This is a genomic window from Litoribrevibacter albus (assembly GCF_030159995.1).
Classification (GTDB): domain Bacteria; phylum Pseudomonadota; class Gammaproteobacteria; order Pseudomonadales; family Litoribrevibacteraceae; genus Litoribrevibacter; species Litoribrevibacter albus.
Genome location: NZ_BSNM01000011.1, coordinates 13,848 through 39,772, shown reverse-complemented (window position 1 = coordinate 39,772; position 25,925 = coordinate 13,848). Strand labels below are relative to the sequence as shown.

Genomic DNA, 25,925 nt, shown 5'->3' with positions numbered 1-25,925 from the left:
TCAATATTTCTGGTAGAGGGTTAAGTTATGCCTCGCGTAAAACGTGGTGTTCAGGCGCGTCGTCGTCACAAGAAGATTCTTAAGCAAGCAAAAGGTTACTACGGTGCTCGTAGCCGTGTATTCCGTGTTGCTAAACAAGCAGTAATCAAAGCAGGTCAATATGCTTACCGTGACCGTCGTCAGCGTAAGCGTCAATTCCGTGCGTTGTGGATTGCTCGTATCAATGCAGGTGCTCGTTTGAATGGTCTGTCTTACAGCCGTTTCATCTCTGGCCTTAAAAAGTCAAACGTTGAAATCGACCGTAAGATTCTTGCTGACTTGGCTGTAAATGACAAAGTTGCATTTACTGCGCTTGTTGAGAAAGCAAAGACTGCATTGGCATAATATTGGTTTTTTAGCCAAATATTAGCGACTAGTGTTTGTATAAAAGAGGGAGCTTAGGCTCCCTTTTTTATTGCCTCAAGAAACTGATGGTCAGTTTCTTCCCTCATCCCCTCGGATTATCAGGGCTTTTTAGTGAATCTCTGTACCATTTTAGCTTGTGCTCAGGTAATATTATCCGTCCTATTTTTCGACTCAATTTTGTTTCGTTATTCATTAAAATTTTTAAATACGGGAACCTTTCATGGAGAATTTGAAGCCCCTCGTAGAGCAGGCATTAAATGCAGTTAAAGAGTCTGATAATGCTCAGGCTTTAGATCAAATTCGTGTTCAGTACTTGGGTAAAAAAGGTGAGCTTACCCAGTTGTTGAAGGGCTTGGGTACCTTGAGTGCTGAAGAGCGCCCTCAAGCGGGTGCCAAAATTAATGAAGCGAAACAAGAAGTTCAGCAAGCAATTAATGAGCGAAAAGATACGTTACAAGCTGAGGAGCTTAATAAGAAGCTCGCTTGTGAGACGATCGATGTAACCCTTCCAGGGCGTGGCCAGTCCGTTGGTAGTATCCATCCTGTAACTCGTACGTTAGAGAGAATTGAGTCATTCTTTGCCAAGGTTGGATTTAATGTCGAGCAGGGCCCAGAAATTGAAGATGATTATCATAACTTCGAAGCCTTAAATATCCCTGGTCATCACCCAGCACGTGCAATGCATGATACCTTCTATTTTGATGCTAACACTTTGTTGCGTACCCATACCTCGCCAGTGCAGGTACGTACCATGGAAAGCTCTGAACCGCCAATTCGGATTATCTGTCCAGGTCGAGTATATCGTTGTGACTCTGATATGACGCACACACCGATGTTCCATCAGGTTGAAGGGCTATATGTTGATAAGCAAGTGAGTTTTGCAGACCTGAAAAGTTTGATTGAAGACTTCCTGAAGGTGTTTTTTGAAAGAGATTTGGCCGTTCGTTTCCGTCCCTCTTACTTCCCGTTTACTGAACCCTCTGCGGAAGTGGACATTGAGTGGGGCCGTAACCCAGATGGCAGCATCAAATGGTTGGAAGTTATGGGCTGCGGAATGGTTCATCCAAAAGTATTTGAAGCATCGGGTATTGATTCAAAAGAATACTCAGGCTTTGCCTTTGGTTTAGGTGTAGAGCGTCTGACGATGTTGAGATATGGCGTAAACGATCTACGTATGTTCTTTGAAAATGATATGAAGTTCTTAAATCAATTTAAGTAACTTCAGGGTTAAGAGAAGCAGCAAACTCAAAGAACAGTCCATAACAATGGGCTAAAGCAAGGCAAAGAATTTAAAGGTTAGGAATAAAGATGAAATTCAGTGAAAGTTGGTTAAGAGAATGGGTTAATCCTTCCATTGATACAGCAGAGTTGATGCATCAGTTAACCATGGCTGGTTTGGAAGTCGATGGTCATGAAGCGGTTGCTGGTGAGTTTAGTGGGGTCGTGGTAGGACAGATTCTGTCTTTTGATCGTCATCCTGATGCAGATAAGCTGAACGTATGTGTTGTTGATACTGGCGACGAAGCTCCAAGCCAGATCGTTTGTGGTGCACCTAATGTTAAACAGGGGATGAAAATCCCAGTGGCAAAAGTGGGTGCGGTACTGCCGGGTAATTTCAAAATTAAGAAGGCTAAACTGCGTGGTGTAGAGTCTTTCGGTATGTGTTGCGCGGAAGAAGAGTTGGGTCTTTCTGATAGCTCTGATGGTTTGATGGAACTGCGAGAAGATGCGCCTGTAGGAACTTGTTTCCGTGAATATATGGGCCTGGATGATGTCGCGATTGATGTGGATCTGACTCCAAATCGTGGTGATTGCCTGAGTATTGCAGGTTTGGCCCGTGAAGTAGGTACATTGACGCGTACAGCAGTTACTACGCCAGAAATTCTTGCAGTTGAGGCGGTTAGCCAGGATGTGCGTGGTGTTACTTTGGAGGCGCCTTCTGCATGCCCTCGTTATGCCGGACGCGTTGTTAAGAATGTCGATGTAAAGGCTGCCACGCCAATCTGGATACAAGAAAAATTGCGTCGTAGTGGTATTCGTAGCATTGACCCTATTGTTGATATCACCAACTTTGTGTTGCTTGAGCTTGGTCAGCCGATGCACGCGTTTGATTTGAATAAGTTGGAAGGTGATATCCGGGTTCGTATGTCAGAAGCGGGCGAGAAGCTTACTTTGCTGGATGGTCAAGAAGTAGAGTTAACCGACGGTACTTTGGTTATTGCTGATCAGAAATCGGTATTGGCGATGGCCGGTGTTATGGGTGGGGAAGCCTCTTCTGTGACATCTGAGACGAAAGATATTCTTTTTGAAGCGGCTTATTTTGATCAGATTGCCATTGCTGGTAAGGCGCGCTCCTATGGTCTTCATACGGATTCATCACATCGATTCGAGCGCGGTGTAGACTTTAAGTTACAGGAAAAGGCAATTGAGCGTGCGACTCAATTATTGGTTGAAATTGCAGGTGGTGAGCCTGGTCCGGTGTTTGTTGAAGAAAACACTGAATCCGTACCGGCAGAGCGAAAAGTTGTTCTGGCTTCACAAAAAGTTGAGTCATTACTCGGACTGAAAATTTCCGATTCAGAGATTGAAGAAATTCTTACTCGTTTGGGCTTGGTTGTTTCTGAGAAAATCGATGCTGGTTGGGTATTTGAAGTGCCAAGTTATCGATTCGATATTAGTATCGAAGAAGACTTGATTGAGGAGGTGGGTCGTATATATGGCTATAACAATCTTCCTCGAACTTTGCCTGTTGCTGATATGCAGTTGCTGTCTGAGCCGGAAGTTATTTCTCCGTTGTCCAGTGTTCGTGCTCAGTTAGTAAGTTCTGGTTATCAAGAGGCAATTACCTATAGCTTTATTGAGCCAAAACTTCAGAAGCTGTTTGATCCTGAGATTGAACCGAAAGCATTAGCAAATCCTATTTCGGCAGATATGGCGGTTATGCGCACAAGTTTGCTACCAGGTTTGGCTAAGGCGCTGCAATACAATGCAAAACGTCAACAAAGCCGTATTCGCTTGTTTGAAACAGGACAGGTATTTATCCCTCAGGAAGATCAACTTCGTCAGGTAGATCATATTGCTGGTGTTGTATATGGTGCGCGACTTCCTGAGCGCTGGAATAGTGGTAAAGAAAGTGTTGATTTCTTTGATGTGAAGGGTGATATCGAAGCAATTCTGGGAATTACTGGGGCTTTGGATTCTATAGCTTTTGAACCGGCTTCTGATAATGCTGCCTTTCATCCTGGTCAGACGGCTAAGTTGATGAAGGGAGAACAGCTGGTAGGTTATGTCGGTACAATTCACCCTAATGTCGGTAAATTGGCGGAATTACCTGGAACGGTAATTGCTTTTGAATTAGAACTGGGATTAATTTTAGAGGGTAATATCCCTGAATTTAAAGATATTTCTAAATTCCCGGAAGTTCGCAGAGATTTGGCTGTGATAGTTGATGAATCTGTAAATGTGTCTAAGATTAAGAAGTGCATTGAACAGAATTCAGGCGAATTCATGAATTCATTGTCCATTTTCGATGTCTATCAAGGCAAAGGTATTGAGGAAGGTCATAAGAGTATTGCGTTGGGCTTGACTTGGCAGCACCCAGAGCGCACGCTAAATGACGAGGAAATTAATCAGTGTGTTGAATCAATCGTCAACGCATTAGATCAAGAGTATCAAGCCAAGCTAAGGAGTTAGCGCATGAGTGCTCTGACAAAGGCTGATATGGCCGAGCGCCTTTTTGAAGAGCTTGGCCTCAATAAACGTGAGGCCAAAGAAATTGTGGAAATGTTCTTTGAAGAAGTGCGTGAGTGCCTTTCGGAGAATGAGCAGGTTAAGTTATCAGGTTTTGGTAACTTTGATTTACGTGATAAAAGTCAGCGTCCAGGACGGAATCCTAAGACGGGGGAGGAAATTCCTATTTCTGCTCGTCGTGTTGTCACATTTAGGCCGGGACAAAAACTAAAAACAAAAGTAGAAGCCTATGCTGGAAGCCAGTCATAATAATGAACTCCCTGTGATTCCAGGGAAGCGCTACTTCACTATTGGTGAAGTAAGTGAGTTGTGCGGCGTTAAGCCGCACGTCTTGCGCTATTGGGAACAAGAGTTCACCCAATTGCAGCCTGTAAAGCGACGTAATCGTCGTTATTATCAGCGACAAGATGTGTTGATGATTCGTCAGATACGCAGTCTTTTGTATGATCAAGGTTTTACTATTGGTGGTGCTCGTCAACGTTTGGCGGGTGATGATGCCAAGGGTGAAGAAACTAACTTTAAGCAGTTAATTCGCCAAACCATCTCAGAACTTGAAGAAGTCCTTGAGGTGCTAAAAGCTTAATGGCTAATTCTAGTCTTAGTGCTTGAAATTTATAAAGAAAGTTCTATGATAGGCGTTCGTTGTTACGAACGCCTTTCTTTTGCATGTCTTATTTTGCTTAATAGGGTCAGTGCAGAATATTCGGAGTATAGCTCAGCTTGGTAGAGCACCGTCATGGGGTGGCGGGGGTCGCTGGTTCGAATCCAGTTACTCCGACCAGTGTTACTTAAGTCTTGTAAGTTTCCTGGTCCAGTCTTTTAATCTCGTCTTTCATTATTGACCAGCATTTTTCTCTTAATTCATTTGTATCTGACAGAGTTAACCCTTGTGTTGGGATTGCTGGAAGTTCATTTATTCTCACGGAACCTGAATTGAGCTGGTTGAGTTGAAGGTTTTTTTTGTAGCTGCTCACGCAAATAGGTATGACAGGAACCTGAGCTTCAATAGCCATTCTGAATGCGCCGCTTTTAAACGGGAGGATATTATTTCCTCTGTTTCGCGTTCCCTCGGCAAAGACCCAAATGGATGTGTTTTCTTTTTGAAGAGCAAGAGTGGAGTTATCCAGTGTTTTAGCTGATTTATCGCTGTTTTTTCTATCAATGAAGATGTTTCCAGCTAGCCAATAAAGTTGGCCGAATAATGGTAGGTACTTCAGGCTTTTCTTTCCAACGGTCACTGTTCGATAGGGGACAACGGCTCCACACACAAACAGATCAAGATTATCTTGATGGTTAACAACGTAAACTGCGGTGTGTTCTTTTTTGAATGAGAAGCTCTCGATTATTAATTTAATCCCTAGCAGCTTTAGCCCGTATTTTGAATAAATGTTTGCAAAGATGCGGGTATTGTCTGGATTGAATGGCCTTAGTAGGCAGATCAAGATTCCTAGGGCTGCTGTGAACAGAAAGAACGTAATTACTAGAGGAATTCTAAAAACTAACATGGTCGACTCTTTTTTATGGCGAGCTTACATGTGTAAGCTACTTGCCTCAAGAGCTTTTGCGACAACTTTCGTTTAGATCAATTAAGCTGGCAGAGGGTTTATCTGCTTCTATTGTATTTAATTTCCTCTGAATCGCTTGGCTCCATAGTTTTAAATTTTCTGGAGAATCAGGATCAGACGTAAGCGCTTTGTCAATCAGGGCCTGCTTGCAGCTTGAGACTGCGATCACATGTTTTGGAAAGCCTCTTTGAGTAAGGACATAGGCTTTTTTCAGTTCTTTTTCTTGAAGTAGCTGGATGTAAAAGCCAAGCTCAATTTGAGTGAGTAGGTCATGAGCTTCTTCATTTCCGTGAAGACGTCGAATGTAAGGACGGCATTTTTGATGCTTGAGCATTTTTTATCCTTTGCGTGCTTTTTCTGTCAATTATATGAATGATTATTTTTTGGTCTATTTTTATTTTGATAAATGACGGAGTTTTGACACTGGAATGTGATCTAATGCTCAAATTGATGGGGATTTATTCTCAATTTTGAAGGGATATGACGTAAGTTGTCATGAAATGGTATTGAAAGACTAAAAAAGCCAACGTTCATCGTTGGCTTTTTTAGTTGATAGAGTGTTGGATTAGTTTTCGATTTCGTTGAGCAGGTCATTCAGGCAGCGTTGAACTTGATTGGATGCACTCTCCATCATGTGTGCCTGATTGATGGCTTCTGATTCATTTCCTTGGTTAAAGGCTGCAATAGCTGCTTTACCGTATTCATGCATTTGTCGATGAGGTTCATCGAGACGTTGGAAAGATCTTAGGTGACTGAATTTTTGGTTACCAAGACCGTGGTTGCACCATTCCCCTAGTCGGCATTGGTTGTGTCCTTCAATGTCGTTGTCAGATAGGCGAATTTGATTAGATAAGTGATCGTATACCTGTGATTTCCAGATGATGTGATCAAGAGAGGCTGCTTGGACAAAGGATTGTTCACTGCAGCCATCAATGGTTGTCAGCATTGTTTTTGCAATATCGATTACCTGGTTTACGGAGCTGATGATCTGAGTGTTGTTAATTACAACATCTTCACATTTTTCAGCCATCTGTTGGCTACGGGCATCAACGTCACGGGTTTGCTTATCGATATTTTCTACCAGATTTGAAATTTCTGAGGCCGCTTCACCCGCTCTTTGAGCCAGCGCACGAACTTCATCTGCTACTACTGCGAATCCGCGCCCTTGTTCACCAGCACGGGCTGCTTCAATTGCAGCGTTCAATGCAAGTAAGTTGGTTTGTTCTGAAATGTTGTTAATTGCCCCAACAAAGGTACTGATTTGTTCTGCAACTGTTCGAAGTTGTTGAATACTGGTGACGCTGTCCATAGCGGTATCCCGAATAGATTCAACGGCATCTTTGGTACTTGTTAATAGAGTAGAGCTTTCTTCAAATAGTTGTTGTGACCCGTTTAAGCGCTCTCTTTCCGAAATCATCTGATCGCTGGTGCTGGCCACGGACTGACGAATTTCGTCAATGCCTTTGGTAGACGTCGAAATTAATTTTACGACGTCATTTTCTTTTCCTTTTTTGGTTAAGCTAGCGAGCTCGTTTTTTAGTGATTGGATTTCTTCTTCTTTTTGCTGGCAGGAAACTGAAAGCTCATTGATTTCTTGCTGCAATTGCGAATTCTTACCCTTGAGTTTTTCAACTTCTTGTTTATTACCAAACCACATATGTATTTCCTTGCACTGAAGTGCGGAGCGCTAGCGCTACGCTGGTTTAACCGTCTCTAAACGTACGTCTTTTGAGTTGATAAATATTAGTCTAGTTGTCGGCGTTTGCTGGAGTTTCTTTAAGGTTATTTGTGGCTAATGTAAGTACCTAATGGTTCTGTTTGGGGGTTATTTAAGCAGTTCTTGTAATTGGGGGTGGATCGTTGGAACGGAAATCAGAAGCTGCTTGCTCATTAGGTCGGGGATCAAATCACTGTCTTGTATTTGGTCGCCATAGTGTCCGGTATATGCTCCTGCTTCTTTCGCGATAAGTGTACCGGCTGCCATATCCCAGGGTTGAACTGTTTCGAAATACGCCTGTAAACGGCCGCAGGCTACCCAGCATAGATCAATGGCAGCAGAGCCATTTCTGCGTATATCCCGCGCGTGCGTGATGATGGTGTTTATGTTTGGGAGGAGATTCTGGATGGTTGATTTATCGTAAGGTAGTCCCGTGGCTACTAAGGCATTTGACAGATCATCACATTCTGAGACTTTTATTGGAACTTGATTGAGAAAGGCTCCTTCGTCTTTTATTGCATAAAATGTTTCATTCAAAAAGGGGCAGTGAACGATTCCAAATTGCACTTCGTTCTTTTCAACATAGGCAATCGAAACGGCGACTTGGGGATGTCCGAGAGCAAAATTTACGGTGCCATCAATAGGATCTATAACCCAAGTGGGAGATGTGTAATCAAATTCATCCTGGCCTGGAATGTAACTTTCTTCAGTTAAGAATTGATCTTCAGTGAAGTGGCTTTTCAACTCTGAAATTAGAAAGTCATCTACTTGTTGATCGATGCTTGTAACCAGTTCGTTATGATTTTTATAGGACTGTTCGAAGCTGTTATTTTTCCTGCCTGCAATGATTAGCTCACCGGCAGTTTGTGCCAATTTGTATGCAAGTTTGAATCTCTCTGAGTTGGCTTTCTGATAATTCATAATACTTTTCCGATGAGTGGTGTACAAAAAATGAGCGATTATGGTGGTGCCTGCTAGCTTTAAGTATGTAGCAAGTAGAAGTTTGGGGGAACTGATATGCCACAAGTGATAAAAAAACAAGAAGCGGCAAGGGTTGAAACGCCGAGCGCTGCAAGACCCTTATCAATGCATGATATACAACAAGCTATCCACCATGGATGGATTGACTTCCGGGCAACCAAAGCTGTGAGTCTTCTTTACGGACTGGTCTTTACCTTGGCCGGATATGGCATGGTTGCATTAACTTTTGCCTCAGACAGACCTTATCTGTTCTTTGCCTTATTTATTGGTGCGATGTTGGCTGGGCCATTATTCGCTGTGGGTATTTACGATTTGAGCCGTCAACTGAAAAAAGGAAAAGAACCAACGTTGTCTCATTCACTTCAGGCGATGAAGTCCGGTGCTTTCTTTGATGTTGTGGCGCTTGGGTTTGGTTTAATGCTGATCATGATCTTCTGGATGCGTATGGCCAGTGTGGTGCATGCATTAATGCCCGAAACCATGACGGTGATGGAGATGATTCCTTTCTTAATGGTTGGAACCGTAGTAGGAGCAATTTTCTGTGCTGTGGTGTTCGGAATTACTGTGTTTGGCTTGCCAATGATGGTTCATAAGCCTGTGGATGTTGTGAGTGCCAGTGTGGCGAGTTTAAAAGCTGTGGCTGACAACAAAGGAGTGATGCTTGGATGGGCATGTATTGTAGGGATATGTACAGTAGTAGGCTTTGCCACTGGTTTGGTAGGCTTTATTATCTTGTTCCCCTTCTTGGCTCATGCTACTTGGCATCTATATCAGCGAGCCTTTGTAATTTAGCCAAGTTACCAATCAGTGGCTTAGGAGCGCCGACCTTGGGGTCGGCGCTTTTTTATGTCTTATTATTTCTCATCGGCTTTTAGCATTTCTATGAGTGCTTTGGCTGCATTGGTTAATGAATGGTGTTTGTGCACAACATAACCCAGTTGGCGGCTGCTCATTTGTGTTGTTATAGGGAGTTGGTGTAAGTTCTCGCAGAGTGATTCAGGTAAAACACTCCAGCCGTATCCGATCGACACCATCATTCGAATGGTATCCAGATAGTTGGTGGAGGTTACAACATCAAGGCTTACTTGGGTGTCCGCAAACAGCTCTTCAACCTTTTGGCGCGTGAAAGTATTTGGGCTGGGTAGAATCGCTTTGTGACTTGCCAGGTCGATTAAGTTGAGATGGGGTGATGCTGCAAGTGGATGATCCTGACTACATACGAAGTGCATTTGGTCATGCCAGATGGCTTTGCTGATCAGACTCGGGTGAGGATCAGGTGCTAGAGTGATTAACGCCATTTCCTTATCGCCATGAAGCACTTGCTCGTAACCACTTTCTGACTCGCTGAATTCAATCTTTAAATCCACGTCAGGGTAGCGCTGGGAATACTCCTTCAGAATCGGGGGTAATCGATGTAGGCCAATGTGGTGGCTGCAAATTATCTCCAATGATCCGCTCACTTGAAGCGATAGGTTATGTAACTCTTGTTCTGTGGATTTGATCAGGTGAAGTATCTGTTTGGCTTTCGGTAATAAGGCATTGCCGGAAGGCGTTAAAGATACTTTTCTTCCGACTCGATCAAACAGCTTGGTTTCAAGTCGCTCTTCGAGGCTAGAGACTCTTTTACTGACGGCTGGTTGGGTCAGAAAGAGTTCTTCGGCGGCTTCTGAAAAAGACTGATGTTTAGCAACACTTAAAAAAGCTCTCAGTGTTTGGGTATCCATTCATTTGTACCTGATTGGTATTCAGCAAATTGCTACTCAGAATTTTATGATAACAAATAGTTATCCAATGTATAAAAAATATGAATTTATTTTATTTTTATAACCCCTTAGTATGCACCTCATATGATGAGAGTCAGAATAATAAGCCAGATTATTTAGTGATGAGGAGAATAAAATGGCGGGTAAAACTCTGTATGACAAATTGTGGGAATCCCACGTTGTTAAAGAGCGCGAAGACGGTACTGCGCTAATTTATATTGATCGTCAGTTGCTTCATGAAGTGACTTCTCCACAAGCTTTTGAAGGATTGCGTTTGGCCGGGCGTAAGCCTTGGCGTTTGGATGCAAACCTGGCAACACCAGATCACAACGTACCAACTACAGCTAATGAACGTGAAGTAGGTATCGAAGGTATTGTTGATCCTGTGTCTAAAATTCAGGTGAAAACGTTAGACGAAAACTGTGATGAATTCGGAATTGTAGAGTTCAAAATGCAGGACGTTCGTCAGGGGATTGTTCACGTAGTGGGTCCTGAGCAGGGCGCAACGTTACCAGGTATGACAGTTGTGTGTGGTGATTCTCATACGGCGACTCACGGTGCGTTTGCTGCATTAGCACACGGCATTGGTACCTCTGAAGTTGAGCATGTGATGGCAACTCAGTGCTTAATTCAACGTAAAATGAAGAACTTGTTGATCAAGGTTGATGGTGAACTTGGTCAGGGCATTACCGGTAAAGACGTTGTTCTTCATGTGATTGGTGTCATTGGTACCGCTGGTGGTAATGGTTGTGCTATGGAGTTTGGCGGTAGTGCAATTCGTTCCATGAGCATGGAAGGCCGTATGACCATGTGTAACATGGCGATTGAGGCAGGCGCTCGTGTAGGCATGGTTGCATTCGATGAAATCACTGCTGAATACGTGAAAGGCCGTACTTACGCACCGAAAGCTGAGCACTGGGATCAAGCGGTTGAGTATTGGAATACCTTGGTGTCTGACGAGGATGCAGTATTCGATAAAGTAGTTGAAATCAAAGCGGAAGACATCAAACCACAAGTGACTTGGGGAACGTCTCCTGAGCAAGTGGTTTCTATCGACGATACGGTTCCAACACCTGAGAGTGAAAGCGACCCTGTGAAGCGTTCTGCTATTGAGCGTGCTTTAAGTTACATGGGTCTAGAGGCCGGTCAGAAGATTACCGATATTCAATTAGATCGAGTGTTTATTGGTTCTTGTACGAACTCTCGTATCGAAGACCTTCGTGCCGCTGCTGAGGTGGTAAAAGGTAAAAAAGTTGCTGCTAGCTTGAAACAAGCGTTGGTAGTTCCTGGTTCTGGCTTGGTTAAACAGCAAGCGGAAGCAGAAGGTTTGGATAAAGTATTCACCGAAGCAGGTCTTGAATGGCGTGAGCCGGGTTGTTCCATGTGTTTGGCGATGAATGCGGATAAGCTTGGTAATGGTGAGCATTGTGCGTCAACTTCAAACCGTAACTTTGAAGGTCGTCAGGGTTATGGTGGACGTACTCACCTTGTAAGCCCTGCAATGGCGGCAGCTGCAGCGATTGCTGGTCATTTTGTTGATGTTAATACATTCATGAAAGAAAACGCATAAGGTGCTCCGGGAGAATTTGTAATGAATAAATTTACTTGCCATCAAGGTATTGCGGCACCTATGGATCGTGCCAACATCGATACGGATATGATCATTCCGAAGCAATTCTTGAAGTCGATTAAACGCAGTGGCTTTGGCCCTAACTTATTCGATGAATTGCGTTATTTGGATGAAGGTAAGCCAGACGCAGATAACAGTGGTCGTCCATTGAATCCGGATTTTGTGTTGAATCAGCCTCGCTATCAGGGTGCGTCAGTTCTTTTATCTCGTGAGAACTTTGGTTGTGGTTCGAGCCGTGAACATGCTCCGTGGGCGTTGGAAGATTTTGGCTTCCGCGCCATCATTGCACCAAGTTATGCAGATATCTTCTTTAATAACTGTTTCAAGAATGGTTTGCTTCCTATCATCTTGGATGAAGCGGTAGTCGATCAGCTGTTTAAAGAGGTAGAAGCAGAAGAAGGCTATCAATTGACGGTTGACCTGGAAAACCAGAAAGTCATAAAACCAAGCGGAGAGGAAATTGCCTTTGAGGTTGATCCGTTCCGTAAGCATTGTTTGATCAATGGCCTGGACGACATCGGTTTGACGCTTCAAGATGCGGATGACATTCGTGCGTATGAAGAAAAACGTCGTGCGTCTCAACCTTGGTTGTTTGATGTCGTTAAGTAATATGTGGTTTTTTCGATGGTGAATCAATGCGGATTTCACCATCCAATTACTGAGTGTGCGTCATTTGATAACTCAGTCAGAAAGGAAATAGAGAAAGAATATGTCTAAGAATGTATTGATTTTGCCTGGTGACGGTATTGGTCCTGAGATCGTTGCTGAAGCGGTTAAAGTATTAAACGTAGTTAATGATAAGTTTGATCTTGGTCTGACGTTGGAAGAAGGTCTTGTGGGTGGTTCTGCGTATGATGTACACGGTACGCCGCTTCCTGAAGAGACTATGAATAAGGCGAAAGCGTCTGATGCGATTCTACTGGGTGCAGTAGGTGGTCCTAAGTGGGATAACCTTGAAGATCGTGAACTACGTCCTGAGAAGGGCTTGTTGGGTCTTCGTTCTGGCTTGGAATTGTTTGGCAACCTTCGTCCAGCCATTCTTTATCCACAGCTTGCCGATGCGTCTTCATTGAAGCCAGAGATCGTTTCTGGGTTGGATATTCTGATTGTACGTGAACTAACCGGTGGTATTTACTTCGGTAAGCCGCGTGGTATTCGTACTTTGGAAAACGGTGAGCGTGAAGGTTATAACACCTACGTTTACTCTGAGTCTGAAATTCGTCGTATTGCTAAAGTTGCGTTTGAGTCTGCTCAGAAACGTAATAAGAAGCTTTGTTCTGTGGATAAAGCCAACGTTCTGGAAGTAACTGTGTTGTGGCGTGAAATTCTGGAAGAAGTATCTAAAGACTATCCAGATGTTGAGCTGTCTCACATGTATGTGGATAACGCAGCGATGCAGTTGGTTCGCGCGCCTAAGCAGTTCGATGTAATGGTGACTGGTAACATGTTTGGTGACATTCTGTCGGATGCAGCTGCGATGTTGACCGGTTCAATCGGTATGTTGCCTTCTGCGTCTCTGGATAAAGATAACAAAGGTATGTACGAGCCATGTCACGGTTCTGCTCCTGACATCGCTGGTCAAGGCATTGCTAACCCGTTAGCGACTATCTTGTCTGCGGCAATGATGCTTCGTTATTCATTGAATGAAGTAGCTGCTGCTGATGCGATCGAAGAAGCGGTAAGTAAAGTACTTGATCAGGGCTTGCGTACTGCGGACATTTTCTCTGATGGTATGAAGAAAGTGTCTACCGAAGAAATGGGTGAGGCTGTGGTTGCAGCCCTGTCTTAATTGATCGGAAAGGGGCGGTTAAAAAGCTTTTCTTTTTTGACCGTTCCTTTAAATAGTTTGATTTATATCCTGAATCTAATACAAAGATTCAGTATAATCTCCGAATAGTTCGTATCCCGAATTTAACGAGTTAAAGAAACGTTAACGAGCGATAATAAATCGAGGCGAAAGTCGACGCAAAAACGAGCTTACTTTTGTAGGTGAGTATTTATAGACGACTTTTAACAAAGAGTTATTGAACGCAGTGGTTTCGCTATCCAAAGTTAGAGGAATGCTAAAGTGAAAGTAGGTCTAGTAGGTTGGCGTGGCATGGTTGGTTCCGTGCTTATGCAGCGTATGCAGGAAGAAAAAGATTTTGATCTGATCGAGCCTGTATTTTTCACCACGTCTCAAGCCGGTCAAGATGCACCAATTATTGGTGGCATTACGCCAGCAGAGAAAACACTACAAGACGCGACCGATATTAGTATTCTAAGCACGATGGATGTGATCATTACCTGTCAGGGTGGTGACTATACCAAAGCAGTTTTCCCTAAGTTGCGTGAAAGCGGTTGGGATGGTTATTGGATTGATGCCGCATCGTCTTTGCGCATGGCAGATGATGCAGTGATTGTTCTTGATCCTGTAAACCAACACGTTATTAAAGATGCATTGGCTAAGGGTGTTAAAAACTACGTTGGTGGTAACTGTACTGTTAGCTTGATGTTGATGGCGATCGGTGGTTTGTTTGAGAAGGATCTGGTGGAGTGGGTTAGCCCTATGACTTACCAGGCAGCTTCTGGTTCTGGTGCGAAGCACATGCGCGAGCTGATTTCTCAAATGGGTGCAGTTCGTGACAATGTTAAGGATCTTCTGGATGATCCTGCTTCTGCAATTCTTGAGATCGATAAGAAGACGGCAGAGTTTATCCGCAGTAGTGATTACCCAACGGATCAATTTGGTGTGCCTTTGGCTGGTAGTTTGATTCCTTATATTGATTCTCAGCTTGAGTCAGGCCAGAGCCGTGAGGAATGGAAAGCAGAAGTAGAAACCAACAAGATCTTAGGTACGTCAGATAATGCGACGCCGATCGATGGTATTTGTGTTCGTGTTGGTGCAATGCGTTGTCATAGTCAGGCGTTGACGATCAAGTTGAAGAAAGATCTTCCGGTAGAAGAAATTGAGTCAATTTTGGCGGCTCATAATGACTGGGTTAAAGTGATTCCAAATGATCGTGAAGTGACTATGGAAGAACTGACGCCAGCGAAAGTTACTGGTACGTTGAGTGTACCTGTTGGTCGTATCCGTAAGCTATCTATGGGGCCTGAGTACATCTCTGCATTTACTGTGGGTGACCAGTTGCTATGGGGTGCAGCAGAGCCTCTACGTCGTATGCTGAGAATTCTTCTCGACAAGTAATGCCGATATCGCTCACGTTTATTATGTGAGATATGTCACAGAAAGGCTGGATGCAGAATGTATCCGGCCTTTTTTATGTCTGCTTTTTGATGTGGTTTGATAATTCAATAGGACAACCTGTTGATAAATCAGTATTTATGGTCGATACTTTTTCAATTAACGAATAATAGCCATCATCCGGCCAAAAACGTCTAAACTGGTTAGATAAAATCGTACATTTGACGCATCCAGTAGATGTTTGAGTGCTTTGAGTCGATAAATGCTTTTTTATGATTCAAAGCATGATGCGAGTAAATAACAACAAAGGATCGACGCATGAAGCTTCGTAAACTCACCTCTGCATTAGTTGCAGCTGGCGCACTTAGTTCTCCTTGGGCACTAGGATTAGGACTTGGAGATATCACACTTAAGTCGTCCTTAAATCAACCATTGCAGGCTGAGATTAAACTACTTCAAACAAGAGAGTTAGCGGAAGAAGAAGTTCTTCCTTCATTGGCAGCTCAAGAAGAGTTTGATCGCGCAGGCGTGGAGCGTTTCTTCTTTTTAAGCAATATTGATTTTGATGTTAAGTTGTCGGGGGCAGGTGATGGCGTCTTACTACTAACGACAAAACAAACGATTCAGGAACCTTTCTTAAACTTTTTAGTAGAAGTGAATTGGCCGAATGGTCGTGTACTTCGTGAATATACGGTTCTGCTTGATCCTCCTGTGTATGAAGATGAAGCTCCTGAAATCGTGGTGACGCCTCAAACATCGGCGCCGACTCAAGCGATTATGGACGCTGAAAAAGCAGCCGCCAAAACAACCAATTCTCAAGCGGTTGTTACACCAGTAGCCAGTTCAACAAGTTCAAACTCATCTGGTGGTACCTACGGCCCCGTGGGATCATCAGATACATTATGGAATATCGCTCTAGAAGTAAGACCTGATCGCTCAGTTAGTGTTCAGCAAACGATGATGGCGATCCGAGAGTTGAACCCGAATGCTTTCGTTGGCGGTAATATCAATAAAATTAAGAAAGGGTCTGTTCTACGTGTGCCTACACTCGATCAGATTCAGGATTGGAGTGAAGGTTCGGCAGTTAAAGAAGTTGCCAAACATAATCAGCGTTATCAGCAGTCGATTCACTCTGATACCGCCGGTCAGATTCAATTGAGCGGTGTTGATCAGTCGTTGCAATCCAATGTGATGGAACCGGATGAAGCTCGGCTAAAGATAGTAAGGTCTGAAGATGCGAGTGCATCCTCAGGCTCAGCAAGTGGTGACCAGGCCGGTACCGATGCTGAAGTAGAAACCCTTCAGAATGAATTAGCGATTACTCAGGAAAATCTGGATAAAGCTAATCGAGAGAATGAAAAACTTGCTGCTCGATTGGAAGCACTTGAAGAGCGGATGTCAAAACTATCGCGCTTGGTGACTTTAAAAGATTCTCAGATGGCCGAGTTGCAAATGACAATGTCAGATCAGGATATGCCTGAAGAGACATTGTCTGAGTCTCAAGATATGGAAATGTCAGAGGCTGCAGTTTCTGAATCATCAGGCATGATGGATGCTGAAATGCCGATGGAAGGTATGGACGAATCCATGCCGGAAGAGATGATGGCAGATGGCTCTATGGCTGATGAGGCTATGGAAGAAAGTGCTATGGTCGAGGATGGGGCTATGGTCGATGGGGCCACGGTTGATGAAGCTATGCCGGAAGATGCCTCTGAAATGACAGAGGTTGAGCCGGAAGCACCTGTTCAGGCCGAAGTGACACCGCCTCCTTCCGATAAGCCTGTTATCAAGCTTGATGAACAATACACTCCTGTATCTCAGCCTAAGCAAGGTTTAATTGAAACTGTTTTGGGTAACCCTGTTTGGCTGATTGCCATTGGGGCTGGCTCTCTATTATTCGTTATCTTGCTGTTCATGATGTCTCGCCGAAGCTATCAACGCGAAAATGAATTGGCTGACGTGGTTGAGCAAAATCCTACGGATGGTAAATCCTCCATGGATATTGCTGATGAAGAATTGAGTACTATTGATGAAGAGTTGGATAGTCTTGATTTGGAATCTCAAGGCTTTGGCCAAGTATCTTTAGATGGCGATACCAACCTTGATGTTGATGATGTGATTGCTCGAGCGGACAGTTACATTGCTTACGGCCAGTTTGATAACGCTGTTGGCGTGCTGGAGGAAGCGATCAATAATGAGCCAAGCCGTATCGACTTGCGTTTGAAAATGTTAGAGGTTTGTGCAGAAACTCAGAATACCCAGGGCTTCGAACGTCAGAAACAAGAAATTCTTAATCTGGGTGCAGAAGATGTAAGCAGTCAGATTCGCGTTCTTGAACAGAAATTACCAGGTTCAATGGGTGAAGCTGCTACTGTAGATGCATTTGACAGTGGGGATAGCCTACTAGTAGATCAGGGCGCTGACGAAGAGAACGATGAGTTTAGTTACTCTTTGGAAGATCTGGAATCTGAGTTGGCCTCTGATTTGAGTGGTGATTCTTTAACAGAAAGTTCAATGGCTGAGGAGTCAGATGATCTTGACGAGCTTGAATTCAATTTGGATGAAGAGCTTGGCTTAAATGATTCTGCAGCAGAAACGTCTGATTTTGATGTGTCTGCATCTGCCGATGAGTATTCTTTGGATATGGATTTGGGCACGGATGAAGTGTCTGAAAATGTATCTGCTTCTGGTGATGAATTCGATTCACTGGGTGATCTGGAACTTGATGGTTTTGATTCTGATTTGGATGCGTCCTTGGAATCTTCCGAGACAGCACAGCTAGATAGCCTTGCAGAAGAAGCTGAAAGCGAAGACAGTTTTGCAATGGATCCAAGTTTGGACCTTGAACAAGATGCTGATGAGCTGTCTTTAGATGATATGCCTGTGGTTGAGGATAATGTTCTAGAAGCGCCTAGCGAAGGTTCTTTAGACATGTCTGACCTCGGTTCAGACGATCTATTGGCTAAAGAGTCGGCAGGTGATTTATCTGTGTCTGAGGTGGCGAGTGATGCTGACTCAGATTTGGATATGGATGATCTGGAAGATTTGGCTAAGTCTTTGGGTGTGGATTCTGCGGATGAGGTGGATCTTGACGCGGAACTAGCGTCTGCGTCAGAGGTGACTCCTTCTTTGGATTTGGCTGAAGAAACGCCTGTAGAATCATTTGATGTAGAGTCTACGGAAGAAATTACGGATGACTTTGCACTGAATGACCTAGAGGAGTCGACTGATCTTGAGCTGGATTCTGCTGATGATCTAAGTGCTCTCGCTGAAAGTTCTGAAGAATTTGAAGTGCCGGAAGAAATTTCAGAGCAGGATTCAGCTTTAGAGGATACTTCTTTTGATGAGCTTTCTTTGGATGAATCGGTTGCACTGGATAGTGACAGTGCGTCAGAAGTTGCTTTTGACGAAAGTGCAGTTGAGGAAAGTGCAGTTGAGGAAAGTATTGCAGAAGAAAGTGATCTGGATGCCGATGTGAAGTCTACTCTGAATGAAGAGGAGTTGGATTTCTATGTGGGTGCGGATGAGGTTGCGACGAAACTTGATCTGGCTCGAGCTTATGTTGATATGGGCGACATTGATGGCGCGAAAGATATCCTTGAGGAAGTAATTGTCGAGGGTAACGAAGATCAAAAAACCGAAGCAACTGACTTGCTGAATGGGTTATCATAACCCATTCAGTGGTTCGCCATCGATTGGCGATTTAGTTTTGTTGTACGGTGAGTAACTTGTCAGAACATCCTTTTGTTGAGCGTATCGCGCTTGGCATCGAATATTTTGGGCATGGTTTTAAAGGGTGGCAGCGTCAGCCATCCGCCAAGCCTTCCATCCAAGAAGAACTAGAAAAAGCACTAAGTCGAATTGCCAATGCACCGATTGAAGTCGTTTGTGCGGGGCGAACCGACGCTGGTGTTCATGCGACTCATCAGGTGGTTCATTTTGATAGCCCTGTGGAGCGAAATGATAATTCATGGATTCGGGGTGTAAATTCCCAACTGCCTGATCAAATTGGTGTTAGATGGATTCGTCGTGTGGATTCATCCTTCCATGCTCGGTTCTCTGCTACTGCTCGACGTTATCGTTATATTATTGATAACAGTCCCACTATGCCTGTAATTCACCGTAATGGCGTGACCTGGCATTATGCTCCGTTGGATGAGCAGACGATGAATGAGGCGGGTCAGGCATTGCTTGGTGAAAATGATTTTACCTCCTTCAGAGCCAAAGAGTGTCAATCGCATACTCCAATGAGAAATATTCATCACTTGATGGTTCGAAGAATAGGTGGCTTGGTCGTTATAGATGTAAAAGCCAATGCATTTTTGCATCATATGATTCGTAATATCGCAGGTGTGTTGTGCGAAGTCGGGGACGGTCGAAAGCCTGTGGAGTGGGTGGCTGAAGTTCTTGCTGCAAAGGATAGATCTCAAGCCAGTGTAACAGCACCACCTCATGGTCTGTATTTTGTGGATGTCGATTACGATGCATGTTATTCGATTCCTAAAGGCAGTGAATCCTTGGGACCTTTATTGGTGTCTCCGGTAAATCATCTGTTTGATTGCTGATTTGTTAGTTGAGGCGTAGGCGCAGCGTTAAGTTTGGCTGTAGCTTGCTTGGGCTTTCTGTTAGTATTTCTCATTTGTTAAAGTGGATTCAAAGTGACTAGAACGCGAGTCAAAATATGTGGCATTACTCGGTCAGAAGATGCGCTTGGGGCGGTCTCTGCGGGGTGTGATGCTATCGGGTTGGTGTTTTATCCCCCGAGTCCCAGAAATGTCAGTATTGAGCAGGCGCAGCAGGTTGTTGCTAATTTGCCTCCGTATGTGACAGTGGTTGGGTTGTTCGTAAACCCTGATCCGCAGATGGTGTCTGATGCCATAGAAAAAGTGGGTCTGACATGTGTTCAGTTTCATGGCGATGAATCCCCTGAGTTTTGTAATCAATTTAATGTTCGCTGGTATAAGGCTGTTCGAGTGAAAGACGATACGGATCTTCACTCTTATGCTAAGTCTTATGAGAACGCATCCGCTTTACTGTTGGATACGTATAAAGCAGGTGTCCCGGGTGGTACGGGTGAAACCTTTAATTGGTCATTAATTCCTAATGATCTTCCTAAACCTGTAATTCTTGCTGGTGGCTTGGAACCATCGAATGTAGCCAAAGCTGTTCAGCAAGTACGGCCTTACGCTGTGGATGTTAGTGGTGGTGTTGAGGCTGAAAAGGCGATCAAGTCCAATGATAAAATGATCGCATTCGTTCAAGAGGTGTTGAAATGACAGATAAAGCGCAATCGGCGCAATTACCGGATGAGAATGGTCACTTTGGTGTTTATGGTGGTCGTTTCGTATCAGAAACATTAATGAGTGCTCTGGATGAATTGACGGAACTGTATAACCGTCTTAAAAATGATCCGGATTTTCAGGCTGAGTTTGATCACGATCTTGCTCACTATGTTGGTCGTCCTTCCCCTCTATATCATGCACAACGATGGTCTAAAGAATTAGGCGGTGCACAGATCTATCTAAAACGTGAAGACCTTAACCACACAGGTGCCCATAAAGTAAATAATACTATTGGTCAGGCATTACTGGCTAAGTACATGGGTAAACCGCGCGTGATTGCGGAAACTGGTGCTGGTCAGCACGGTGTTGCAACTGCAACTGTGGCTGCGCGCCTTGGATTGGAGTGTAAGGTGTTCATGGGGGCTGAAGATGTTCAGCGTCAGGCACTGAATGTGTATCGCATGAAGCTGTTAGGCGCTGAGGTTCTTCCGGTAGAAGCTGGAACTCGCACCTTGAAAGACGCAATGAACGAAGCCATGCGTGACTGGGTAACGAATGTTGATTCGACCTTCTACATTATTGGTACTGCGGCAGGTCCACATCCATATCCGATGCTAGTACGTGACTTTAACTCGGTGATCGGTCGTGAAGCGCGCCGTCAGAGTCTTGAGCAGGCAGGCAAATTACCGGATGCATTGGTGGCCTGTGTTGGTGGTGGTTCGAATGCGATTGGTTTGTTCCATCCGTTCCTGGAAGATACTGATGTGGCTATGTACGGCGTTGAGGCTGGCGGCTTGGGTATCGAAACCGGGCAGCACGCGGCGCCGTTATCTGCGGGTCGTCCAGGTGTTCTTCATGGCAATCGTACTTACTTAATGGAAGACGATAACGGACAGATTCTGGGGACTCACTCCGTATCTGCAGGTTTGGATTACCCTGGTGTGGGTCCTGAGCACAGCTACCTTAAAGATACTGGTCGTGCTAATTACGTGTCTGTAACGGACGATGAAGCATTGGCTGCATTCCGTAAATTGACTCGTATAGAAGGTATTATGCCTGCGTTGGAATCAAGTCATGCGTTGGCATATGCGGAAAAATTAGCGAAAACCATGTCTCCGGATCAAATGATCGTTGTGAATTTGTCAGGACGTGGGGACAAGGATATTCACACTATTGCTCAGATTGATGGTATTACAGTTTAGTGTCATTCAATAAAAAGCAGTTGTGTTGATAAACAGTTTGTATAGGTTGCAACGTTAATGAGTCGAATTAAATCTTATTTTGAAACACTGAAGGCATCGGGCAAAAAAGCTCTGATTCCATATATCACCGCTGGTGATCCTACTCTGGATGCAACGGTTCCTCTAATGCACAGCCTTGTAGAAGCGGGTGCTGACGTGATTGAGTTGGGTGTACCGTTTTCTGATCCGATGGCGGATGGCCCAGCTATTCAATTGGCCTGTGAGCGTGCACTTGCACATAACACCAGTTTGAAAGACGTGTTGAACTGTGTTCGCCAGTTCCGTGAAACCAATGCAGAGACGCCAATCGTGTTGATGGGGTATTTAAATCCTGTCGAAATCATGGGGTACGATACCTTCGCTCAAGAAGCGGAAGCTGCGGGTGTGGATGGCGTGTTGTTAGTTGACCTTCCACCGGAAGAAGCAGATTCAGTAAAACCTCTTTTCGAAAAACATCAGCTAGACAGTATTTTCTTGCTTGCTCCAACGACCTCGGATGCTCGTACTAAACTGATTTGTGAGCATGGTTCCGGCTATGTTTATTACGTGTCAGTGAAGGGTGTAACAGGTTCTTCAGCATTAGATACGGAAGAAGTAGCACGTAAAGTTGCGGCAATCCAGGCTCAAACAGATTTGCCGGTAGGTGTAGGCTTCGGTATTAAAGATGGTGAAACTGCAGCTCAGGTTGCTGAAGTTGCAGATGGCGTAATTGTGGGCTCTGTTTTGGTAAATGCCATTGCCGATTCAGCATCACAAGGGCTTTCGGTTGAAGATACGTGCCAGCGTTTGTCTGCTATTCTGCGAGATATGCGACAAGCGATGGATAAAGCCTGATTCACCCTATTAACTTATCGTTGGCAGGAACGCTAAATGAGTAGCTGGCTAGATAAAATCGTACCTTCAATTGTTCGTTCGGAATCTCAACGCCGGACGAACGTACCTGAAGGGCTTTGGAAAAAGTGTCCAAAGTGTGATGCTATCTTGTATCGCCCTGAGCTTGAAAAGAACGATGAAGTTTGCCCTAAGTGTGATCATCACATGCGGGTCAGTGCTCGTCGTCGAGTTGATCTTTTCCTCGATCCAGAGGATAGAGTAGAGTTGGCGGCTGATGTTCAGCCGGAAGATCGCTTGAAGTTTAAGGATTCCAAGCGCTATAAAGATCGCCTGAATGCTGCTCAGAAAGATACCGGCGAAAATGACGCTTTAGTGACCTTTCACGGTAAGTTGGAAGGTCAAGCTATCGTTATTGCTGTGTTCGAATTCAATTTCATGGGCGGTTCGATGGGTGCCGTGGTGGGAGAGAAATTCGTACGCGCAGTGAAGGTTGCTTTAGATAATCAAATTCCTTTTGTGTGTTTCTCTGCCAGTGGTGGAGCGCGGATGCAAGAAGCCTTGATCTCTTTGATGCAAATGGCGAAGACCTCGGCTGCGCTGGAGCGTTTAAAGCGCAAAGGCATTCCTTTTGTATCTGTGATGACTGACCCAGTGTTTGGTGGGGTATCCGCCAGCTTGGCTATGTTGGGTGATATCAACGTTGCTGAGCCGAATGCCTTAGTGGGCTTTGCCGGTCCAAGGGTGATTGAGCAGACCGTACGCGAAAAACTGCCTGAGGGCTTTCAGCGCAGTGAGTTTTTGTTGGAGCACGGCACTGTGGATATGATCATTCACCGCAAGCAATTACGAGCAAAACTCTCTAAAATTCTGGCCAGTTTAACGTGGCACTCCAAAACACCTTCTGAACGTTCTGTATGATTCAACGCACGTCTTTAAATGAATGGCTTTCCTATTTGGAGAGCATGCATCCAACTGAGATTGATCTCGGGTTGGATCGCATTAAACAAGTCGCGGTTCATCTTCACCTTGATTCCATAGCCAAACAAGTCATTACGGTTGCTGGCACCAATGGAAAAGGCACCAGTTGTGCTTTTTTAGAGGCCTATTCTCAGCGATTAAAGAAACGCGTTGGTCTGTATACCTCTCCACATTTAATTCGTTTTAATGAGCGGGTACGCATTAATGGGCAAGAGGCCTCAGATCAAGAGCTGATTTCCGCGTTTGAGCGTGTTGAAGAGGCTCGGGGGGAGGTGTCATTAACCTATTTCGAGTTCACAACACTGGCTGCATTTGTTCTGTTTAAAGATGCGGATTTAGATGTGGCGTTGTTAGAAATCGGTCTGGGTGGTCGTTTAGACGCGGTCAATATCATCGACCCAGATTTGGCCTTGGTGACGTCGATTTCTGTTGATCATGAAGCTTGGCTCGGCAGTGATATCGAAACAATAGGTCGTGAGAAAGCGGGGATTTATCGTTCAGAGACGCCAGCGGTCTATGGCGCAGAGGGTGGCCCTTTGTCGGTGGCTGAATATGCTACGAGTATCGGAGCTCGTTTTTACCAAGCCGGCACGGATTATCAGGTTGTCCCTTCAGCTGATGAGTGGTGCTGGGCTAATAAGTCGTCTGAACTTCTTAACGGTGCCTCTTTAACTCATATTAAATTCCCTGCCTTTTCTGTGCAAAACGTTGCAACTTGTATTTGTGGGTTAGCCTCGCTGGGTTGGCCTTTGGATACTCAGGATGTAAATTGGGCCATTGAGCATGCTGTTATTCGGGGAAGAATGGAAACGTTCAATCACCAAGGCGTTAGCGGGTGGTTGGATGTTGCACATAACCCTGATGCGGCAAAATACTTAGCCAGACAACTTCAGTCTAAAGTGAACTCCGACCATAGGACTGTCGCAATCTTTGGTTCGATGGCAGATAAAGACATCGAGGGCGTCATCGAGGAATTGAAAGCGTCTTTTGATGCCTGGTTGTGTATCAATCTTCCGCTAGATCGAGCTTTGTCGTCGGAAGCTCTGGCACAAATCGTAGACAAGAAAGGATTGTCTGCCCAACATTTTACCGATTTTGAATCTGCCTTTGCTGAATTCAAGTCATCTTATGATCTACATACCGATAAACTGGTTGTGTTAGGATCATTTTTCACTGTAGCCGAAGCTATTTTATATTATGAAAGATAACCCGAACGGATCGAAATCGGAGGCAGCTTCTAAAACGCAGAAGGCTGCAAGCGCACAGCGAAGTGAGACGGATTCTCCTGAACTGATCAAGTATCGTTTGCTGGGGGCCGTGGTCACTTTTGTGTTGCTGGCTTTATTTGGCCCGGAAGTGCTTGATGGCAGTGGTCGTGTCCAAACCAGTAGTATCATAGAAATTCCTGATCGTCCTCAAGTCCCGGAACCTTCAATTCTCAAACCACCTGCGCCGAAAGGGACTGGGTTTGATGAGCAGTCCATCGCTAAAGCACAGCAAAAATTATTGGAAGAACGGCCAGCTATTCAACCGAAAGAAAAGCCACAACTTCAAGAGGCGAACGTTCCAAGTTCTCCGTCGTTACCTCGTAAAGCTCCCGAATTGGCTCAGAATAAACCTGCCTGGACATTACAGTTGGCGACGTTCAGTCAGCCGAAAAATGCCTACGCATTGAGAGAAAGGCTGACTAAAGCAGGTTTTAATACCTACAGCCGATTGTTGAAGGATTCATCTGGTCAAACTAAGTACCAGGTATTTGTGGGGCCGGAGCTTAGTAAAGAGCGATTATTGGCGGTTAAAAACCAGATTGCCAAGAAGATGAAATTGAACGACGGCATCATAAAGCCGTACCGACCTTAACTGGGATTAAATTTGAAGGCAGTTTATGGGTTTTGTGAAGACGATTGCTTTGATAGAATTCGCAACCCTGTAGAAAGGATGTGTATATGAACTGGTTAGATATCGTCATTATTAGTGTGATCGTTGTTTCAGCTCTGATCAGCTTGAAACGAGGTTTTGTTAAAGAATTATTGTCTTTGATCACCTGGGTGGCGGCTATTTTAATAGCTCGTATCTATGCCTACGATTTCTCTCATTACTTGAGTGATTTCGCGAACAATGGAAAGTCGGCACTTGTGCTGGCTTTTTTTGTGCTTTTTATTGGCACTCTTGTAGTGGGTTCACTGATCAATTTTATTGTTAGTCAATTTGTGCATGCGGTTGGTTTGAGTATGATGGACCGCTTTTTAGGGATGGCCTTTGGTGTGATTCGTGGCGCCCTGATCGTTGTAGTTGGCATTGGATTGATGAGTTTAACGGCGTTTACTGATGGGCCGGCTTGGCAGTCATCGGTTATTGTGCCGCATTTTGCTCAGGTGGAAGAGTGGACCAAAGAAACGACTAAACTATTATCAGAGCAGCTGTCCGAAATGGATATGTCTGGTCTGGTTGATCCGTCAAAAGCTGGAGAGGCGCTTCAGCAGGCGGGCGAAGTCATGTCAGAGATACCAGATTCTGTATCTGTACCTGACGATGCATTTCCGAATGGCTCTGAAGAAGTCATTCAAGTAGAAAACTAATATTAGGCTTAATGAG

Annotated in this window: 24 protein-coding genes, 1 tRNA gene and 1 pseudogene; 20 read left to right on the top strand and 6 right to left on the bottom strand. The window is 44.5% G+C overall.

The window, feature by feature from the left end; all coding sequences use genetic code 11:
• The first annotated feature begins 27 nt into the window (after positions 1–27).
• The 6 genes from rplT to QQL66_RS07230 all read left to right on the top strand — a co-directional run bounded on the left by rplT (position 28) and on the right by QQL66_RS07230 (position 4,936).
• Entirely contained in the window at positions 28–384 is a 357-nt protein-coding gene (rplT, locus tag QQL66_RS07255; RefSeq protein WP_284380393.1) for a 50S ribosomal protein L20, read from the top strand.
• 241 nt (positions 385–625) lie between these two features.
• Positions 626–1,624: a phenylalanine--tRNA ligase subunit alpha gene (gene pheS, locus QQL66_RS07250; protein ID WP_284380392.1), complete on the top strand. Its 999-nt coding sequence runs from the start codon at positions 626–628 to the stop codon at positions 1,622–1,624.
• Between the two features lie 89 nt (positions 1,625–1,713).
• Complete coding sequence (gene pheT, locus QQL66_RS07245; protein ID WP_284380391.1) at positions 1,714–4,098, top strand: phenylalanine--tRNA ligase subunit beta; 2,385 nt, start codon at positions 1,714–1,716, stop codon at positions 4,096–4,098.
• Positions 4,099–4,101: 3 nt separating this feature from the next.
• Positions 4,102–4,404: an integration host factor subunit alpha gene (ihfA, locus tag QQL66_RS07240; RefSeq protein ID WP_284380390.1), complete on the top strand. Its 303-nt coding sequence runs from the start codon at positions 4,102–4,104 to the stop codon at positions 4,402–4,404.
• A complete protein-coding gene (locus QQL66_RS07235) occupies positions 4,385–4,738 on the top strand; it encodes a MerR family transcriptional regulator (RefSeq protein ID WP_284380389.1) in 354 nt (117 codons plus the stop codon). The genes ihfA and QQL66_RS07235 overlap by 20 nt, the downstream gene beginning before the upstream one ends.
• Before the next feature lie 121 nt (positions 4,739–4,859).
• Positions 4,860–4,936 (top strand) — tRNA-Pro (locus QQL66_RS07230).
• A gap of 7 nt (positions 4,937–4,943) precedes the next feature.
• Here QQL66_RS07230 and QQL66_RS07225 read toward each other — a convergent pair.
• From QQL66_RS07225 to QQL66_RS07210, 5 genes and pseudogenes are all read right to left on the bottom strand, one after another.
• Positions 4,944–5,660: a 1-acylglycerol-3-phosphate O-acyltransferase gene (locus tag QQL66_RS07225; RefSeq protein ID WP_284380387.1), complete on the bottom strand. Its 717-nt coding sequence runs from the start codon at positions 5,658–5,660 to the stop codon at positions 4,944–4,946.
• 46 nt (positions 5,661–5,706) lie between these two features.
• Complete coding sequence (locus QQL66_RS07220) at positions 5,707–6,054, bottom strand: hypothetical protein (protein ID WP_284380385.1); 348 nt, start codon at positions 6,052–6,054, stop codon at positions 5,707–5,709.
• Positions 6,055–6,285: 231 nt separating this feature from the next.
• Positions 6,286–6,666 (bottom strand): CZB domain-containing protein, encoded by a 381-nt coding sequence (locus tag QQL66_RS21235; RefSeq protein ID WP_431356906.1) that lies wholly within the window; start codon positions 6,664–6,666, stop codon positions 6,286–6,288.
• Positions 6,661–7,029, bottom strand: a pseudogene (locus tag QQL66_RS21230) (methyl-accepting chemotaxis protein); the annotation flags it as partial. The gene QQL66_RS21235 and the pseudogene QQL66_RS21230, both read right to left, overlap by 6 nt.
• A 516-nt stretch (positions 7,030–7,545) precedes the next feature.
• Positions 7,546–8,358 carry an inositol monophosphatase family protein gene (locus QQL66_RS07210; protein ID WP_284380382.1) on the bottom strand — a complete coding sequence of 271 codons (813 nt, stop codon included), beginning with the start codon at positions 8,356–8,358 and terminating at the stop codon, positions 7,546–7,548.
• A gap of 96 nt (positions 8,359–8,454) precedes the next feature.
• Here QQL66_RS07210 and QQL66_RS07205 point away from each other — a divergent pair, with 96 nt between their 5' ends.
• A complete protein-coding gene (locus tag QQL66_RS07205; protein WP_284380381.1) occupies positions 8,455–9,210 on the top strand; it encodes a DUF2189 domain-containing protein in 756 nt (251 codons plus the stop codon).
• Positions 9,211–9,272: 62 nt separating this feature from the next.
• On the opposite strand, the gene QQL66_RS07200 is transcribed toward QQL66_RS07205, so the two are convergent.
• On the bottom strand, positions 9,273–10,142 hold the full coding sequence (locus tag QQL66_RS07200; RefSeq protein ID WP_284380380.1) for a LysR family transcriptional regulator: 870 nt from the start codon (positions 10,140–10,142) through the stop codon (positions 9,273–9,275).
• A gap of 175 nt (positions 10,143–10,317) precedes the next feature.
• On the opposite strand from QQL66_RS07200, the gene leuC reads away from it, so the two are divergent.
• The 13 genes from leuC to QQL66_RS07135 all read left to right on the top strand — a co-directional run bounded on the left by leuC (position 10,318) and on the right by QQL66_RS07135 (position 25,909).
• Positions 10,318–11,751: a 3-isopropylmalate dehydratase large subunit gene (gene leuC / locus QQL66_RS07195; RefSeq protein ID WP_284380378.1), complete on the top strand. Its 1,434-nt coding sequence runs from the start codon at positions 10,318–10,320 to the stop codon at positions 11,749–11,751.
• 21 nt (positions 11,752–11,772) lie between these two features.
• Positions 11,773–12,420 carry a 3-isopropylmalate dehydratase small subunit gene (leuD, locus tag QQL66_RS07190; RefSeq protein ID WP_284380376.1) on the top strand — a complete coding sequence of 216 codons (648 nt, stop codon included), beginning with the start codon at positions 11,773–11,775 and terminating at the stop codon, positions 12,418–12,420.
• 100 nt (positions 12,421–12,520) lie between these two features.
• Positions 12,521–13,600 (top strand): 3-isopropylmalate dehydrogenase, encoded by a 1,080-nt coding sequence (gene leuB, locus QQL66_RS07185; RefSeq protein WP_284380374.1) that lies wholly within the window; start codon positions 12,521–12,523, stop codon positions 13,598–13,600.
• Between the two features lie 279 nt (positions 13,601–13,879).
• Complete coding sequence (asd, locus tag QQL66_RS07180; RefSeq protein WP_284380373.1) at positions 13,880–14,998, top strand: aspartate-semialdehyde dehydrogenase; 1,119 nt, start codon at positions 13,880–13,882, stop codon at positions 14,996–14,998.
• A 315-nt stretch (positions 14,999–15,313) separates the two neighbouring features.
• Positions 15,314–18,667: a FimV/HubP family polar landmark protein gene (locus QQL66_RS07175; RefSeq protein ID WP_284380372.1), complete on the top strand. Its 3,354-nt coding sequence runs from the start codon at positions 15,314–15,316 to the stop codon at positions 18,665–18,667.
• 47 nt (positions 18,668–18,714) lie between these two features.
• A complete protein-coding gene (truA, locus tag QQL66_RS07170) occupies positions 18,715–19,560 on the top strand; it encodes a tRNA pseudouridine(38-40) synthase TruA (RefSeq protein WP_431356898.1) in 846 nt (281 codons plus the stop codon).
• A 93-nt stretch (positions 19,561–19,653) separates the two neighbouring features.
• The gene (locus QQL66_RS07165) at positions 19,654–20,271 is read left to right on the top strand and encodes a phosphoribosylanthranilate isomerase (protein ID WP_284380370.1); all 618 of its coding nucleotides are present in this window, start codon (positions 19,654–19,656) and stop codon (positions 20,269–20,271) included.
• Complete coding sequence (trpB, locus tag QQL66_RS07160) at positions 20,268–21,479, top strand: tryptophan synthase subunit beta (RefSeq protein WP_284380369.1); 1,212 nt, start codon at positions 20,268–20,270, stop codon at positions 21,477–21,479. The genes QQL66_RS07165 and trpB overlap by 4 nt, the downstream gene beginning before the upstream one ends.
• A 57-nt stretch (positions 21,480–21,536) precedes the next feature.
• Positions 21,537–22,352 (top strand): tryptophan synthase subunit alpha, encoded by an 816-nt coding sequence (gene trpA, locus QQL66_RS07155; RefSeq protein WP_284380368.1) that lies wholly within the window; start codon positions 21,537–21,539, stop codon positions 22,350–22,352.
• A gap of 36 nt (positions 22,353–22,388) precedes the next feature.
• Positions 22,389–23,270, top strand: a complete 882-nt coding sequence (gene accD / locus QQL66_RS07150; protein WP_284380367.1) for an acetyl-CoA carboxylase, carboxyltransferase subunit beta — start codon at positions 22,389–22,391, stop codon at positions 23,268–23,270.
• A complete protein-coding gene (gene folC / locus QQL66_RS07145) occupies positions 23,267–24,538 on the top strand; it encodes a bifunctional tetrahydrofolate synthase/dihydrofolate synthase (RefSeq protein WP_284380366.1) in 1,272 nt (423 codons plus the stop codon). Before accD ends, folC begins: the two co-directional genes overlap by 4 nt.
• Positions 24,528–25,190, top strand: a complete 663-nt coding sequence (locus QQL66_RS07140; RefSeq protein WP_284380365.1) for an SPOR domain-containing protein — start codon at positions 24,528–24,530, stop codon at positions 25,188–25,190. The genes folC and QQL66_RS07140 overlap by 11 nt, the downstream gene beginning before the upstream one ends.
• Before the next feature lie 86 nt (positions 25,191–25,276).
• A complete protein-coding gene (locus QQL66_RS07135; protein WP_284380364.1) occupies positions 25,277–25,909 on the top strand; it encodes a CvpA family protein in 633 nt (210 codons plus the stop codon).
• The last annotated feature ends 16 nt before the right edge of the window (positions 25,910–25,925 follow it).

Bases quoted from the DNA above. Each gene is read 5' to 3' on its own strand.
- rplT (WP_284380393.1), top strand. From the start codon at position 28: ATGCCTCGCGTAAAACGTGGTGTTCAGGCGCGTCGTCGTCACAAGAAG.
- pheS (WP_284380392.1), top strand. From the start codon at position 626: ATGGAGAATTTGAAGCCCCTCGTAGAGCAGGCATTAAATGCAGTTAAA.
- pheT (WP_284380391.1), top strand. From the start codon at position 1,714: ATGAAATTCAGTGAAAGTTGGTTAAGAGAATGGGTTAATCCTTCCATT.
- ihfA (WP_284380390.1), top strand. From the start codon at position 4,102: ATGAGTGCTCTGACAAAGGCTGATATGGCCGAGCGCCTTTTTGAAGAG.
- QQL66_RS07235 (WP_284380389.1), top strand. From the start codon at position 4,385: ATGCTGGAAGCCAGTCATAATAATGAACTCCCTGTGATTCCAGGGAAG.
- QQL66_RS07225 (WP_284380387.1), bottom strand. From the start codon at position 5,660: ATGTTAGTTTTTAGAATTCCTCTAGTAATTACGTTCTTTCTGTTCACA.
- QQL66_RS07220 (WP_284380385.1), bottom strand. From the start codon at position 6,054: ATGCTCAAGCATCAAAAATGCCGTCCTTACATTCGACGTCTTCACGGA.
- QQL66_RS21235 (WP_431356906.1), bottom strand. From the start codon at position 6,666: ATGCTGACAACCATTGATGGCTGCAGTGAACAATCCTTTGTCCAAGCA.
- QQL66_RS07210 (WP_284380382.1), bottom strand. From the start codon at position 8,358: ATGAATTATCAGAAAGCCAACTCAGAGAGATTCAAACTTGCATACAAA.
- QQL66_RS07205 (WP_284380381.1), top strand. From the start codon at position 8,455: ATGCCACAAGTGATAAAAAAACAAGAAGCGGCAAGGGTTGAAACGCCG.
- QQL66_RS07200 (WP_284380380.1), bottom strand. From the start codon at position 10,142: ATGGATACCCAAACACTGAGAGCTTTTTTAAGTGTTGCTAAACATCAG.
- leuC (WP_284380378.1), top strand. From the start codon at position 10,318: ATGGCGGGTAAAACTCTGTATGACAAATTGTGGGAATCCCACGTTGTT.
- leuD (WP_284380376.1), top strand. From the start codon at position 11,773: ATGAATAAATTTACTTGCCATCAAGGTATTGCGGCACCTATGGATCGT.
- leuB (WP_284380374.1), top strand. From the start codon at position 12,521: ATGTCTAAGAATGTATTGATTTTGCCTGGTGACGGTATTGGTCCTGAG.
- QQL66_RS07175 (WP_284380372.1), top strand. From the start codon at position 15,314: ATGAAGCTTCGTAAACTCACCTCTGCATTAGTTGCAGCTGGCGCACTT.
- trpB (WP_284380369.1), top strand. From the start codon at position 20,268: ATGACAGATAAAGCGCAATCGGCGCAATTACCGGATGAGAATGGTCAC.
- trpA (WP_284380368.1), top strand. From the start codon at position 21,537: ATGAGTCGAATTAAATCTTATTTTGAAACACTGAAGGCATCGGGCAAA.
- accD (WP_284380367.1), top strand. From the start codon at position 22,389: ATGAGTAGCTGGCTAGATAAAATCGTACCTTCAATTGTTCGTTCGGAA.
- folC (WP_284380366.1), top strand. From the start codon at position 23,267: ATGATTCAACGCACGTCTTTAAATGAATGGCTTTCCTATTTGGAGAGC.
- QQL66_RS07140 (WP_284380365.1), top strand. From the start codon at position 24,528: ATGAAAGATAACCCGAACGGATCGAAATCGGAGGCAGCTTCTAAAACG.
- QQL66_RS07135 (WP_284380364.1), top strand. From the start codon at position 25,277: ATGAACTGGTTAGATATCGTCATTATTAGTGTGATCGTTGTTTCAGCT.